We start from the raw sequence: 14,563 nt of genomic DNA, 5'->3' as shown, positions 1-14,563 counted from the left end.
CACGTTCTGTCCATATGAGTAGGACAAGGACGACAGGGGGGCTACTGGTGCGTATCTCTAAAGTAAGCGTAAAGAAAAGGCTGCTTTTTACGTTGCTGATCAGTCTGGCCGTGTTTACTATTTTCTTTAGCCGACTTATCTATATTCAACTTTATAAGAATCACTGGCTGACACAGAAAGCCCTTGATGAATGGGGTAAGAATGTTCCGTATGAAGCCCAGCGCGGTAATATTGTCGATCGGAACGGCGTTGTGCTTGCGACAAACAGCAGCAGTCCGTCTGTACTCGTGGTACCGATTCAGATACCTGCGGAAGAACGCCGTTCAACCGCTCAGGAACTGGCCCGTATCCTTGGCATGAACGAACAGAAAGCATACGGGATGATCACAAAACATCAGTCGATTGTCCGGATCACCCCGGAAGGCAGGAAGATTTCCAATGAAAAGGCTTTTGCCATCCGCACACTTGCTCTGCCCGGAGTCTTTATTGCAGAAGACTTCAAACGGGATTATCCAAGGGGCAACTATCTGGCTCATGTGCTTGGCTTCGCGGGCATCGACAACCAGGGACTGACCGGACTGGAAGCTTATTACAACAATGGACTGAAAGGGGAAAAAGGCCATGTCTCCTTTTTCTCTGATGTCCGCGGCAACCGGATGTCCAGTCTCAGAGATCAGTATACGCCGCCGACAAGCGGGTCAACACTGAAGCTGACGATTGACGCCCGCGTTCAATCGATCATGGAACGTGAGCTGAATCATGCCGTGGCCTTCTACCATCCGGACAATGCACTGGCGATTGCGATGGACCCGAACACCGGTGAAATTCTCGGGATGTCTTCGAAACCGGATTTCAACCCGGAAAACTATCAGAAAGCTTCACCGACCGTCTATGATCGTAATCTCCCGATCTGGAAAACCTACGAACCCGGTTCGACGTTCAAAGTCATCACTCTGGCTGCCGCTCTGCAGGAAAAGGTGGTCAATCTGGAAAAAGATCATTTCTATGATTCGGGCTCCATCGATGTTGCCGGAACGAAGCTGCACTGCTGGAAAAGGGGCGGACATGGTTCGGAAACCTTTCTGCAGGTCGTTCAGAACTCCTGCAATCCGGGGTTTGTCGCCCTTGGTGAACGGCTGGGTAAGAATAAGCTGTTTTCTTACATCAATAAATTCGGATTCGGTACGAAAACGGGTATCGATCTGCAGGGTGAAGCCAAAGGTATCCTTTTCAATAAAAATCAGATCGGCCCGCTGGAAACAGCAACCACGGCATTCGGACAAGGCGTCGCCGTGACACCGATTCAGCAGGTAGCCGCCGTTTCAGCCGCAGTCAATGGCGGGTATTTGTATGAGCCGCATCTGGCTAAAGCATGGATCGACACGGATACCGGCAAGACGATTAACCAGATCGAACCTGTTTTGAAAGGTCAGGTCATCAGCAACCGGGTGTCGGGTGAAGTCAGAAGTGCTCTGGAAAGTGTCGTTGCGGACGGCACCGGAAGAAACGCCTATGTGGACGGATACCGGATTGGCGGCAAAACAGGTACCGCGCAGAAAGTCGATTCGAAAACCGGTCACTATATGCAGGGAAACTATATTGTGTCCTTCATGGGTTTCGCACCGGCCAACAATCCGAAAATCGTCGTCTATGTAGCGATCGATCATCCGAAGGGAACCGTACAGTTCGGCGGCACTGTGGCGGCACCGATTGCCGGACGGATCATCGGAGACAGTCTGAGTGCGATGGGCGTGAAAAAGCAGACAGGCGGTCTCGAGAAGACGCCTAAATGGCCGGATCAGCCCCTGATCGAGATTCCCGACTTGTCCGGAGTCAAGAAAAGTGAACTGACGAGCTATCTGGAGGATTTGAAACTGAAAACCACCGGAAAAGGCAATACTGTGGTTATGCAGTCGCCAAAAGCCGGCGTCAAGGTCAGACAAGGTTCAACAATAATGATTTACTTAGGTGACAAAAAGTAAACCGACGATTAAAATAGTCAGGGGTATGGGGTCGATGCTCTTAAAGATCGGCCTTTCGTTTACATAACCGATAAGTGATCTGCGGAACGCGGCCGGATCGTTTGAATCCATTGCGTTTCCGCTTAATTTTCAAGAAATAAGGACGTGTCATTCATGGATTTAGCCAATTGTCTCGAGGCGCTTACAGATTTCCGGCAGGATCGCAGGGGTGATCCTGAAATCAGCAATCTTGTCATTGATTCACGGCTGGCCGGACCGGGATCGCTGTTCTTCTGTATCAAAGGGCATGCACTTGACGGTCACCGTTTTGCCTCCATGGCAGAAAAAAACGGGGCGGCGGCCATTGTCGCCCAGGAACCGGTCGAAGCAAATGTTCCGGTGATTTACGTCAATGACACACACCGGGCACTGGCGATGGTTGCCGATCACTTTTACGGCCACCCGAGCCATCATCTGCATCTGATCGGCGTCACCGGAACAAATGGAAAGACAACGATTACTTACCTCGTCCAGGCGATTCAGGAATCATGCGGCCTGGCAACCGGACTGATTGGAACGATGGGCATGCATTTTAAAAACCATCAGGCAGCCGTTGTCAATACGACCCCAGAAGTTCATCTGATCCACGAGAATCTGGCAAAAATGAAAGAGCAAGGTGCCGAATCAGTCGTCATGGAGACGTCGTCAAATGCGCTTTATGACGGCCGGGTCCGCGGCTGCGATTTTAATGTCGGCATCTTCACCAACCTGACGGAGGATCATCTGGATCTTCACGGGACAATGAAAGATTACATGTATGCGAAAAGCATACTTTTCACTCAATTAGGAAACCGGTATGGGGAACATGGGGAAAGCAAGGTGGCGGTACTGAATCAGGACGATCCGGTGTCAGACGTTTATCGCCATATGACGGCAGCACATGTGATCACCTACGGCATCGACCATCCCGCCGATTTCCGCGCCGAATCGATACAGATCACGCCGCAAGGTACTGCGTTTACCCTGAATATCAGAGGAACGGCATATCCGGTAGCGATGAAACTGATCGGCAAATTCAGCGTGTATAACGCTCTCGCCGCGCTCGCTGCATGCTCCGTCAGGGGATTCGATACGTACCGGATGATTCATGCACTGGAGCAGGTTCCGGGTGTCTCGGGCCGCTTTGAATCCGTGCGCGCGGGCCAGGATTTTTCAGTGATTGTGGATTATTCGCATACTCCGGACAGTCTCGAAAACGCATTGGCGACGATCAAAGAATTTGCCAGGGGCAGAATCCTGACTGTTGTCGGCTGCGGGGGAGACCGAGAACATGGAAAACGTCCGATCATGGCGAAAATTGCTGTCGATAACAGCGATCTGGCGATACTGACTTCAGATAACCCGCGGACAGAGGATCCGGAAGCAATTCTTGCGGAGATGGAGACCGGTGTGAAAGGACGTTCCTATAAAAAAATCACGGATCGCCGGGAAGCGATCAGGTACGCTGTAAGGGCGGCACAGCCGGACGATATCATCCTGATTGCCGGGAAGGGTCATGAGACCTATCAGATCATTGGAAAAGTCAAGCATCATTTTGATGACCGTGAGATTGCAAAAAATGCGATTGCTGAGATAATAAATAAGTAAGCGGCTGCCGGCGCAGGTTCTGTGATCAGCTTTCCGATGCCGGCGTGAACTTGATTGATAAGCTTTCAACAAGGGGAGTTATTGATGAGTATTGGTATTGATATCGTTCGCGGTCAGGCAATCCAGACCATTGGCAATCCGGCCGGACTGACCCGGTTTAACATTATGACGGACAGTCGTAAGAGGGTGATTAACGGCCTTTTTATACCACTGGTCGGAGATCATTTTGACGGACACCGGTTTCTGGCCGATGCGATCCGCAATGGTGCCCAGGCTGCCCTGTGGATGGAACGGAAACCGCTCCCGGAGAATCTTCCGGAAGCGTTTCCGCTTTTTCTGGTGAAAGACACACTGATCGCCCTCCAGAGCATGGCCAAGGCATTTCTCACGCAGTGCCGTCCCAAAGTCATTGCCATCACCGGATCAAATGGTAAGACAACAACAAAAGATATGGTTTACAGTATTGTTTCCGAAACTTTTAAGGCCTTTAAAACAGAAGGCAATCATAATAATCATATTGGTGTTCCGCTGACAATCCTGTCCATGCCTGAAGATACCGAGGTTCTCGTTCTTGAAATGGGCATGAATCATTTTGGTGAAATGACGTTCCTCAGTCAACTGGCAAAACCGGATATTGCCGTGATCACGAATATCGGTGAATCTCATATTGAATATCTGGGCAACCGCGCGGGCATAGCCAAAGCCAAACTGGAAATGATCAATGGCCTGAAAAAGAACGGCAGTCTGATCATCGACGGAGACGAACCGCTGCTGACCAATATTCATACCAATGCTTTTAAGATTATCCGCTGCGGGTATCAGGATGAAAATGAGTGGAAGATCACCGATGTGAAAGAGGGGACAGACGGGTACCGCTTTTCCCTGAACCACGGATTAAGCGAGTATAAAGTGCCCGTGCTCGGCCGGCATAATGTGAAAAATGCCGTATTCAGTCTGACCGTTGCCAAACTGCTGGGCATCAATGCACAGTCGGTGATCGAAGGGCTGAACCATCTGTCGCTGACGAAAATGCGTTTTGAGAAAATAGCCGGACGAAACGGCTCTCTGCTGATTCGTGACTGCTATAATGCCAGCCCGACATCGATGAAAGCGTCGCTGGAGACCCTTAAGGATCTTCCCGGATTCACCCGGCGGGTCGCGGTACTCGGTGACATGTATGAGCTTGGCAAAGACGAAGAAAAGCTGCACCGGAGCGTTGCCGATGTGCTGACGCCGCCGCTGACGCATGTCGTGACCATCGGCGAGAAAGGGGCCTGGATTGCCGGAGCGCTGCTGGAAAGCGGGAATAAAAATCATCTGGTAATCCGCTCATTTCATGACAAGATGGATGCCTGTGCTTTTCTCCTGTCGCTGCTTGATGAGCATACGGTCATGCTTTTTAAGGCCTCGCGGCTGCTGGCACTTGAGCAGCTGGTGGATGAACTCACCGATCAGCCCTGACAGACGGGCGGCGGGCAGAGAGAAAATGAGGAAAAGAACCGGTGTGCATACCCCGGGTTTCCGGCAGAATGCACCCGGTCTGCAGCTAAAGGAGAGAACAGATTCATGTATTGGGTTTTAATAAGCGGCTTGGGGATTTCATTTTTAATTACACTGCTTTTTGCACCACTGTTTATTCCTGTATTGCACCGTCTGCATTTTGGACAGTATATCCGAAAAGAGGGACCGAAAAGCCACCGGAAAAAGGCAGGTACGCCGACAATGGGCGGAGTTATTTTTCTGGTCAGTGTGCTGATTACACTGCTGATTATCGGGTTTAACTTCCACGCTGCGACTCAGGAAACATATATGCTTCTGTTTGTCTCCCTCGGTTTCGGTCTGGTCGGCTTTGTGGATGACTTCATCAAGATTGTCATGAAACGGAATATGGGGCTGACATCGAAACAGAAGATGTTCGGACAATTGATCGTCGCGCTTGTCTTCTGGTATATTGTAACGCGGTTCCATTACTCCGCCGAGCTGTTCGTCCCGGGAACGGACTGGTCGGTCAACCTGCACTGGTTCTACCCTGTTCTGGCTATTTTTCTGCTGATCGGCGTCCCGAATGCAACGAACCTGACCGACGGTATGGATGGATTACTGTCCGGCCTTGCGGCAATTTCCTTCGCTGCATATGCTGTGATCGCCTATGCAACAATGAATCTGGGTGTCGCCGTATTCTCAGTGGCCATGCTGGGCGCTGTTCTCGGCTTCCTGATCTTCAATGCGCATCCTGCCCGGGTTTTTATGGGTGATACGGGATCTCTGGCGATTGGCGGAGCGCTTGCCGGAATAGCCATATTGACAAAAACGGAAATATTACTGGCAATCATCGGCGGCGTCTATGTCATCGAAACGCTGTCGGTCATCATACAGGTGGTTTCTTTTAAGACAACCGGGAAAAGGGTGTTCCGGATGAGTCCGATTCATCACCACTTCGAACTTGGAGGCTGGTCGGAATGGAAAGTCGTCACCGTTTTCTGGATTGTCGGGTTGATACTTGCTGCCATCGGCGTCTATCTTAGAGTGGGGATGATGAATTGAAAACACTGAAAAAGTATGAAAACAAGAAAGTTCTGGTTCTGGGACTGGGGAAGAGCGGTTACGCTGTTGCAAAACTCATGCAGAAGCTGGGCGCGGATGTCACCGTGAACGACCGCAGCGATCTGGAAGGCAACGCCCATGCTGAAGAACTCAGAAAATCGGGCATTCGCGTCATTGGCGGCGGGCACCCGCTGACGCTGATCAATCAGGATGTGGCCGTTCTGATTAAGAATCCGGGTATTCCCTATTCCAATCCGCTTGTGAGAAAAGCCATTGAAAATCAGATTCCGGTCATTACGGAAGTTGAGATTGCCTATGAATTATCGGAAGCGCCGTTTATCGGGATTACCGGATCAAATGGAAAAACGACAACAACGATGCTGATCGGGGAGATGATGAAGGGATCGCCGCAGACGCCTATTGTTGCCGGGAACATCGGCACCGCGCTCACGTCGGTCGTCAGCAAGGCGACAGATAAAAATGTGATTGTGGCCGAACTCTCCAGTTTTCAGCTGCTTGGCACCGTGACCTTCCATCCGCATGTGGCGGTTGCTCTGAATATCTTCGATCATCATCTCGATTATCACAAAACGGTGGAAAATTACGCACGGGCTAAAGCCCGGATGACAATGAACCAGACGGCCGGCGACTTTCTGGTATACAACGCGGACAGCGAGCGGGTAACCCATTATCTGGCTGAAAATACGAAAGCCGAGACGATCCCGTTTTCGACAACCCGCAAAATGGCAAACGGCGCTTATCTCGCTGAAGGTGCCATCTGGTTCAGAGATACCCGGATCATGCCGATTACAGAGATGGGACTTCCAGGTGAACATAATTTGCAGAATGCACTGGCGGCAGTTGCTGCAGCCCGTGTATCCGGTGCATCGGTTGCAGCAATTGTTCACGTTCTGAAGACGTTCACGGGTGTCCGCCACCGCCTCCAGAATGTAGGTGTGGTTCAGGGACGGACGATCTACAACGATTCGAAAGCAACGAATATTCTGGCGACCTCCAAAGCGCTTGCTTCATTTCCGAATAAACAGATTGTACTGCTGGCAGGCGGACTGGATCGCGGGAATACCTTTGATGCACTCGTTCCGGATTTGAAAAAAGCGGCTGTCAGGGCAGTTCTGCTTTTTGGTGAAACTACAGAAAAATTGAAAGATGCCTGTGAAAAAGCGGGAATTCCGGTCATCAAACCAATGAAAAATGTCGAGGCTGCTGTTCCGGAAGCTTTCGCTTTGTCGAAACCGGGGGATGTTATCCTGCTGTCTCCTGCCTGCGCCAGCTGGGATCAGTATAAATCCTTTGAACAGCGCGGTGACATCTTTATCGACGAAGTGAATAAGTTTAGATAAGGACAGGCCCGACCGGTCAGGCGGATTCCGGTTAATCTGAGCCTTGTCTGAACGGAGTGCCTCAGATGCCGGAACACCGGAGAAAACCGGATCTGTTGATCCTTTTTTCTGTTTTATCACTGCTGGTCACCGGTCTGGTGATGGTTTACAGTGCCAGTGCCATATCGGCGGCTCACAAATTTAATGGCGACGCTTTTTATTTTCTGAAACGGCAGTTGATTTTTTCAGGGGCCGGCCTGGCCATGATGTGGGTGACGATGCGGACGGATTACAGAGTCTGGAAATCCTGGACAAAAGCAGCGCTCCTGATCTGCTTCAGCCTTCTGATTCTTGTCCTGATCCCTGGAGTCGGACTGGCACGGGGCGGTGCAAGAAGCTGGCTCGGAATCGGTGCTTTTTCCATTCAGCCTTCCGAGTTTATGAAGGTGGCCATGATCCTTTTTCTGGCGAAGTTTCTGTCGGAAAATCAGCAAAAACTGCCTTCATTTACAAGGGGCCTGATCCCTGCACTGGCGCCGTTTCTGATCGCTTTCGGCATGATCATGCTCCAGCCGGATTTCGGAACAGGCGTCGTGCTCGTTCTGACGTGCCTCGTGATGATTTTTGCCGCCGGTGCGAGAATCAGGCATTTTGTGATTATGGGTGTTTTCGGGCTGGCGGGTGCGGCTGCGCTCATTCTTTCAGCGTCCTATCGGATCAAACGGCTGGCATCCTTCTTTGATCCGTGGAAGGATCCGAACGGTACCGGATTCCAGATCATTCAGTCCTTGCTGGCAATTGGGCCGGGTGGCTTGCTCGGCTTCGGTTTGTTCCAGAGCCGGCAGAAATATCAGTATCTCCCTGAAGCACAGAACGATTTCATTTTTGCCATTATCTCTGAAGAGCTCGGGCTGATCGGCGCAGCGGCAGTACTGTTTCTGTTCTGCCTGCTTCTGTGGCGCGGGATCATTACCGCCATGCGGGCACCGGATCTTTTCGGTACGCTGCTCGCACTCGGCATTACCGGCATGATTGTCATTCAGGTGATGATTAATATTGCCGTCGTCACCGGTCTGATTCCGGTGACGGGGATTACCCTGCCATTTCTCAGTTATGGGGGATCTTCACTGACACTGATGCTGATCTCGGTGGGCATTTTGCTGAATATCAGCAGTCAGTCGGAAAAATGATCGCTCGCGGAATCAGGCAGTGCGCCCGGTTTTGTTTCTGACACGTCAGTTCCGGCGATGAATCAGGAGGGTCTTAAGATGAGTGATAAAAAAGTCATCCCGCTGGAGGACAGACTTCCACAATTGAAAAAGGAAAGGAAACAGCGCGCGAATCGACGCTTTGTCTTTTACGCTGCCGTTTTCTTTATTCTTATTCTGGGGATTGTTTATTTCCAGTCGCCGCTGAGCCGGGTCAGCCGGATCAGCGTCAAAGGGCCTCAGATTGTCACCCGTCAGGACGTGATTCAGGCAAGCGGGATCACGCGGCAGACGCATATCTGGGATATCCGTTCTGCCCGGGCAGCGGCTCAGATCCGGAAATTACCGACTGTGAAAAGTGCGGCTGTTCATCTCTCTTTTCCCAACACTGTGAGCATCCGTATTCAGGAATATCAGCGAAAGGCGTATCTTCGGAAGGGGGGAAAATATTATCCGATTCTTCAGAATGGCACCCGGCTCACACCGATTTCCGGAACCGCCCAGCCCACAGACGCGCCGATACTGATCGGATTCAACAGCGCAAAGGCGCTGAAAGCAGTCGGCGAAGGGCTGACCGGTCTTTCACCGGATCTGCTTCATAATATTTCAGATATTCATTACATAGCGAACCATGCAGGAAGCGATGATCTGATTCTTTACATGAACGACAACAATCAGGTTGTTGCCAGTACAAAAACTTTTCGGAGAAATATCCGCCTTTATCCGGAAATCGCCGCGAATCTCCCTAAGGGAAAAAAAGGAACGGTGCATCTGAGCGTCGCCAGTTATTTTGTCCCCTATAATAGCGCAAACAGTAACAATCGGTAATCATCCGTTCTACGGATCCTGCGCCCTGCCGAATGCGGTGCTAAGATTTCAAAGAACTCAGTAATTCTATCTTTTCTACTCTGCAAAGATGGTGTAGACTATTAACTAGTTGTAGATTCAATACGACTCGAATTTAGTGAGTGGATATATTTGGATAAAGCAACTTGATTTTTAATCTATTTTTACCGATAGACAGTTTGTAAATGTTTCATTGAACGATGAATGGCAATAAAAGGGGATTAGTTTCTGCCGAAGCCAGCAAGGGGCTTTACAAGGAAACTGAGAGTGCCGGGTTTTATACGCAACGCTTGTCACTGCCGGAATCAGAATAACCCGTATCAGACATCCCTGAGGATCAGTTTGTTAAGTTTATGGGGGTGCGCCGGAGAATGAATGAAGAGAATGTATTTGTCAGCCTGGACATTGGAACGTCCAGTGTAAAAACGCTGATCGGAGAAATGACCGGAGGCGCCCTGAACGTTATTGGCGTCGGTGAAGCAGTTTCATCGGGAATTAAAAAGGGATCAATTGTCGATATTGATGCAACGGTTCAGTCCATTCGTACTGCCGTAGAACAGGCAGAACGGATGGTCGGCCTGACCATCAAAAGTGTGATCGTCGGAATTTCAGGAAATCATATCCAGCTCAGACACTGCCACGGCGTCATTGCCGTGTCCGGTGAATCCCATGAGATCGGCGATGAAGATATAGCCCGGGTCATTGATCAGGCACAAGTCATGTCCATTCCGCCGGAGCGTGAGATCATCGACGTCATTCCGGATCAGTTTATCGTGGACGGGGTGGATGAAATTCGTGATCCGAGAGGCATGATCGGTGTTCGTCTGGAAATGGAAGGGACACTGATCACCGGAATGAAAACGGTGCTTCACAATCTGTATCGGTGTGTTGAAAAAGCGGGGCTTCAGGTGACCGATATTTGTCTGCAGCCGCTTGCACTGGGATCGGTAGCACTGACGGAGGATGAAAAGAATCTCGGTGTTGCGCTTGTCGACATCGGCGGCGGTTCGACAAGTGTTGCCGTTTTTGAGCAAGGATCACTTGTCTCCACCTTTGATCTGCCCATCGGCGGGAATCATGTCACGAAGGATATTTCAATCATCGAGCGGATTCCGATGGATGAAGCAGAGCAGCTGAAGATAAAACATGGTGCGGCGATCGCCAGGGCCGCCTCTCCGGAGGATACATTTACCTGTTCTCAGATCGGAAGCGCCAAGAAACTGACTCTGAGTCAGGAAGATCTTGCGGAAATTATCGAAGCCAGAATCGGTGAAATGTTCGATATCATCCGTGAAGAACTCCTTCGCATTGATATCGACGACCTCCCGGGTGGATTTGTCCTGACCGGCGGCGTCACGTCGATGCCTGGAATTCTGGATCTTGCCGTACAGAAACTCCATGCCAACGTGCGTATTTCAATTCCTGATTATATTGGTGTTCGCGAACCGAAATTCACCGCATGTATCGGTTTAATTCAGTTTGCCTATCACAATGTAAGGATTCAGGGGAAGGAAGTTGCGGCAGCTATTTCACCTGATTCGACAGTGCCGGTACAAAAAACAGCCAAAGTCAAAAGCAAAGATGCCAAAGAGCGTACCGGTATGGTCACAGGTATTAAAAAGTGGTTTAATATGTTCTTTGACTGACAACGGCACACTTTATTTGGTATGTTTAAAGAAAGCCGACTGCAGCAACAGAAAAAAAGACCTCTGGATGGGAGGAATTAAGTGTGAGCGAAAATGACGTGGAGACTGCAAATCTTGCAAAAATTAAAGTAATCGGTGTCGGCGGCGGTGGAAGCAACGCGGTCAACCGAATGATTGAGAGCGGTATTCAAGGTGTCGATTTCGTCTGTGCCAATACTGATGCCCAGGCGTTAAAATTTTCAAAAGCAAACATAAAACTTCAGCTCGGTGCGAAACTGACGCGGGGTCTTGGTGCCGGAGCCAATCCGGATATCGGTAAAAAAGCCGCAGAAGAAAGCCGCGATCAGGTTGAAGAATTGCTTCAGGGTGCCGATATGGTTTTCGTGACTGCCGGCATGGGCGGGGGTACCGGTACCGGCGCCGCGCCGATCATTGCCGAAGTGGCCAAGGATGTCGGTGCACTCACGGTCGGTGTGGTAACACGTCCCTTTACCTTTGAAGGCAGGAAGCGCGCGAAGCAGGCGCAGCTGGGAATTGCCAATCTGAAAGAGAAGGTCGACACGCTGATTGTCATTCCAAATGACCGGCTGCTTGAAATTGTCGATAAGAATACGCCGATGCTTGATGCCTTCCGGGAGGCCGACAACGTCCTCAGGCAAGGTGTTCAGGGCATTTCCGACCTGATTGCCGTTCCCGGTCTGATCAATCTGGATTTCGCCGATGTCAAAACGATCATGACTGAGGGCGGGTCCGCGCTGATGGCGATCGGGATTGCATCGGGAGAAAATCGTGCTGCGGAGGCAGCTAAAAAGGCGATTGCCAGTCCGCTGCTTGAGAAGTCGATCGACGGTGCCAAGGGCGTTTTGATGAACATCACCGGCGGAACCAATCTAAGCCTGTATGAGGTTAATGAGGCGGCAGATATAGTGGCAACGGCGGCCGATGAAGACGTCAATATGATCTTCGGTTCTGTCATTCGCGAGGAAATGGAAGACGAAATCGTTGTGACGGTTATTGCTACCGGATTTCTGGAAGACGAAAGAGAAAATTCCGGCCTGCACCGTCCGGAATCTGTGACTGGCGGCCGGCCTGCAGCTTCCGAGGATGGCGACTCGCTGAAAAAAGCACAGCACGAAATCGGCCAGGAAGAGAAACTGAAACGGAACGAGCATCCGCTGCGCCGTCCTCATGGTCTTGTCGAAGATGAAGAGACGCTGGACGTTCCGACGTTCCTGCGCCATCGTCATCAGAGGAATCAGTAAGCCCCGTTTATTAACCCCTTATGTTGAAACATCCACGTCATAAATTGTCGATCCAGTCGTGGAACAGATGATCACAATCTGTTCCGCGACTTTTACTTTTTTTACGGCGTTTCTGCTGATTGCCGGCAGATCCTGCGATGCGAATCATTCCCTGTTTTCACTTGCTACAGAAGACGTCAAAATAACAGCAAAAATCCTGCCAAAGAGCGACAGACTTTCACACTTCAGGGCCTGTATACTGTTCGTAATCAAAAGGAGAAGAGGGTGAGCGCTTGGTTCTCTATCTCGATGCCGTCTGGATGCTCAATTTGCTTATTGACGCCTGTCTCCTTAAGCTGACGGCCCTGATGCTCAGGCGGAAGGTGAGCCGGCTGCGGCTCTGGTCAGGCGCTGTGCTGGCATCAACGGTCGTATTGATCCTGTTCACACCGCTGTCTTTTCTTGTGGCTCATCCTATGGGAAAGCTCTTGTTCTCTGTGCTGATCATCCTGACCACATTCGGCTTCGGCAGGCTTTCCTGCTTCGTTCAGAATCTCGCGTCCTTTTATTTTGCCGCATTTGCAGTTGGCGGCGGACTTTTCGGTATCCACTATTTCTTCCAGAACAGTTCATTTTATGCGAACGGTGCTTTATTATCCACGATGAATTTTGGTGATCCGGTCAGCTGGATCTTTGTTACTGCCGGCTTCCCGCTGCTCTGGCTTTTCTCAAAGAAACGATTCGACCAGGTCGTTACAAGAAAATGGGAACGTTCAGTGGTCACCGGCATTCAGATCCGGATTTTTGACCGGACAATCCTGACCGATGCGCTGATCGACAGCGGCAATAAGCTCTATGATCCGCTGACAAGGGTTCCGGTCATGTTTCTCAGCCGCTCGGCTTGTCAGGGCATGATCCCTGAACCGTTTTTTCAGCCCTTGCAGCCGGAACGCTTCCAGGAGATTCAGGAGCAGTTGCCGGCAGAATGGCTGGAGAAACTTTCATGGATCCCCTATCGTTCGGTGGACGGCATTCCGCGTTCTTTGCTCGCTTTCCGGCCGGACGAAGTGCTCGTGACGCACGGGGGGCGTCTGCTGAGCTGTAAAAAAGTACTTGTTGCACTGACGGACCAGGTATTAAGCCCTACCGGAGACTTCGGCGCCATACTGCATCCGGACATGCTGCTCCATGGCAAAGCCATCGACAGAGCTTCCTGATCCTGTATCCTGCTTTACTGGCCTTGCAGCGAGCGTCCCGATGAGGATACCTACAGCCCCGTCCGCGTTGAACGATTGCCCGGAGCCAGATGCGACAGTCACATGATTTGCTAATAAAGAGGAGGAGAAGCACTTGAAACGCACACTGATTACTTTATGGCACAAGTTACTTGTCCGGCTGCATCTGCGTCCGGAGGAAATTTTCTATATCGGCGGCAGCGAGGGACTGCCTTCTCCGCTGTCGAGAGAAGAGGAGGCTGAACTGATGAAGCGCCTGCCGACGGGTGATCCGGAGGCACGGGCAACACTGATCGAGCGAAATCTCCGGCTGGTTGTCTATATTGCCCGGAAATTCGACAACACCAGAATCAATATTGAAGACTTGATCAGCATCGGAACAATCGGCCTGATTAAAGCGGTGAACACATTTAACCCGGAAAAGAAAATTAAGCTGGCAACCTATGCATCGCGCTGCATTGAAAATGAAATTTTGATGTACCTGAGACGGAATAACAAGACGCGTTCGGAAGTTTCGCTTGATGAACCCCTCAACGTCGACTGGGACGGTAACGAGCTGCTGCTTTCCGATGTACTGGGTACAGCCAATGATGTGACGACGTCGGATATGGAACGTAAGGTGGACCGGACGCTGCTGAAACGTGCGATCATGATGCTGAGCGACCGTGAGAAGGAGATCATGACTTTGCGTTTCGGCCTGTCAGGGGGAAAAGAGAAGACGCAAAAAGACGTGGCTGATCAGCTCGGCATCTCACAATCCTATATTTCCCGCCTTGAAAAGCGCATTATCAAACGGCTGAAAAAGGAATTCAGTAAGATGGCCTGAGTTTCTGCAGATCAGCTGACGGTGGAAGGGTGCATAAAATGAACCGCCGGGGAGATACTGGATCTTATA

Annotated in this window: 11 protein-coding genes; all 11 read left to right on the top strand. The window is 50.7% G+C overall.

What is annotated here, in order from left to right:
* Positions 1-47: 47 nt before the first annotated feature.
* The 11 genes from D889_RS0100845 to sigE all read left to right on the top strand — a co-directional run bounded on the left by D889_RS0100845 (position 48) and on the right by sigE (position 14,494).
* On the top strand, positions 48-1,982 hold the full coding sequence (locus D889_RS0100845; protein ID WP_010631036.1) for a stage V sporulation protein D: 1,935 nt from the start codon (positions 48-50) through the stop codon (positions 1,980-1,982).
* Positions 1,983-2,135: 153 nt separating this feature from the next.
* Positions 2,136-3,608 (top strand): UDP-N-acetylmuramoyl-L-alanyl-D-glutamate--2,6-diaminopimelate ligase, encoded by a 1,473-nt coding sequence (locus D889_RS0100840; protein WP_010631035.1) that lies wholly within the window; start codon positions 2,136-2,138, stop codon positions 3,606-3,608.
* A gap of 84 nt (positions 3,609-3,692) precedes the next feature.
* Entirely contained in the window at positions 3,693-5,069 is a 1,377-nt protein-coding gene (locus D889_RS0100835; RefSeq protein ID WP_010631034.1) for a UDP-N-acetylmuramoyl-tripeptide--D-alanyl-D-alanine ligase, read from the top strand.
* A gap of 105 nt (positions 5,070-5,174) precedes the next feature.
* Positions 5,175-6,152 (top strand): phospho-N-acetylmuramoyl-pentapeptide-transferase, encoded by a 978-nt coding sequence (gene mraY, locus D889_RS0100830; RefSeq protein ID WP_010631033.1) that lies wholly within the window; start codon positions 5,175-5,177, stop codon positions 6,150-6,152.
* Positions 6,149-7,513: a UDP-N-acetylmuramoyl-L-alanine--D-glutamate ligase gene (gene murD, locus D889_RS0100825; protein WP_010631032.1), complete on the top strand. Its 1,365-nt coding sequence runs from the start codon at positions 6,149-6,151 to the stop codon at positions 7,511-7,513. The genes mraY and murD overlap by 4 nt, the downstream gene beginning before the upstream one ends.
* Before the next feature lie 65 nt (positions 7,514-7,578).
* Positions 7,579-8,682, top strand: a complete 1,104-nt coding sequence (spoVE, locus tag D889_RS0100820; RefSeq protein ID WP_010631031.1) for a stage V sporulation protein E — start codon at positions 7,579-7,581, stop codon at positions 8,680-8,682.
* Between the two features lie 78 nt (positions 8,683-8,760).
* The gene (locus D889_RS0100815) at positions 8,761-9,528 is read left to right on the top strand and encodes a cell division protein FtsQ/DivIB (RefSeq protein WP_010631030.1); all 768 of its coding nucleotides are present in this window, start codon (positions 8,761-8,763) and stop codon (positions 9,526-9,528) included.
* Between the two features lie 389 nt (positions 9,529-9,917).
* Complete coding sequence (ftsA, locus tag D889_RS0100810; protein WP_010631029.1) at positions 9,918-11,192, top strand: cell division protein FtsA; 1,275 nt, start codon at positions 9,918-9,920, stop codon at positions 11,190-11,192.
* A gap of 83 nt (positions 11,193-11,275) precedes the next feature.
* Complete coding sequence (gene ftsZ, locus D889_RS0100805; protein WP_010631028.1) at positions 11,276-12,454, top strand: cell division protein FtsZ; 1,179 nt, start codon at positions 11,276-11,278, stop codon at positions 12,452-12,454.
* A gap of 272 nt (positions 12,455-12,726) precedes the next feature.
* Positions 12,727-13,650 (top strand): sigma-E processing peptidase SpoIIGA, encoded by a 924-nt coding sequence (spoIIGA, locus tag D889_RS0100795; RefSeq protein ID WP_010631027.1) that lies wholly within the window; start codon positions 12,727-12,729, stop codon positions 13,648-13,650.
* Between the two features lie 133 nt (positions 13,651-13,783).
* On the top strand, positions 13,784-14,494 hold the full coding sequence (sigE, locus tag D889_RS0100790) for an RNA polymerase sporulation sigma factor SigE (protein WP_010631026.1): 711 nt from the start codon (positions 13,784-13,786) through the stop codon (positions 14,492-14,494).
* Positions 14,495-14,563: the final 69 nt, after the last annotated feature.

The sequence above is a fragment of the Sporolactobacillus vineae DSM 21990 = SL153 genome, assembly GCF_000377985.1.
In the GTDB taxonomy this organism is placed as follows: Bacteria; Bacillota; Bacilli; order Bacillales; family Sporolactobacillaceae; genus Sporolactobacillus; species Sporolactobacillus vineae.
The sequence above is the reverse complement of the archived record's forward strand: the minus strand, read 5'-3'. Positions and strand labels throughout refer to the sequence as shown.

What these genes read in the sequence shown, in the direction of transcription:
- D889_RS0100815 (WP_010631030.1), top strand. Translation starts at nt 8,761, where the DNA reads ATGAGTGATAAAAAAGTCATCCCGCTGGAGGACAGACTTCCACAATTG.
- ftsA (WP_010631029.1), top strand. Translation starts at nt 9,918, where the DNA reads ATGAATGAAGAGAATGTATTTGTCAGCCTGGACATTGGAACGTCCAGT.
- mraY (WP_010631033.1), top strand. Translation starts at nt 5,175, where the DNA reads ATGTATTGGGTTTTAATAAGCGGCTTGGGGATTTCATTTTTAATTACA.
- D889_RS0100840 (WP_010631035.1), top strand. Translation starts at nt 2,136, where the DNA reads ATGGATTTAGCCAATTGTCTCGAGGCGCTTACAGATTTCCGGCAGGAT.
- D889_RS0100835 (WP_010631034.1), top strand. Translation starts at nt 3,693, where the DNA reads ATGAGTATTGGTATTGATATCGTTCGCGGTCAGGCAATCCAGACCATT.
- spoVE (WP_010631031.1), top strand. Translation starts at nt 7,579, where the DNA reads ATGCCGGAACACCGGAGAAAACCGGATCTGTTGATCCTTTTTTCTGTT.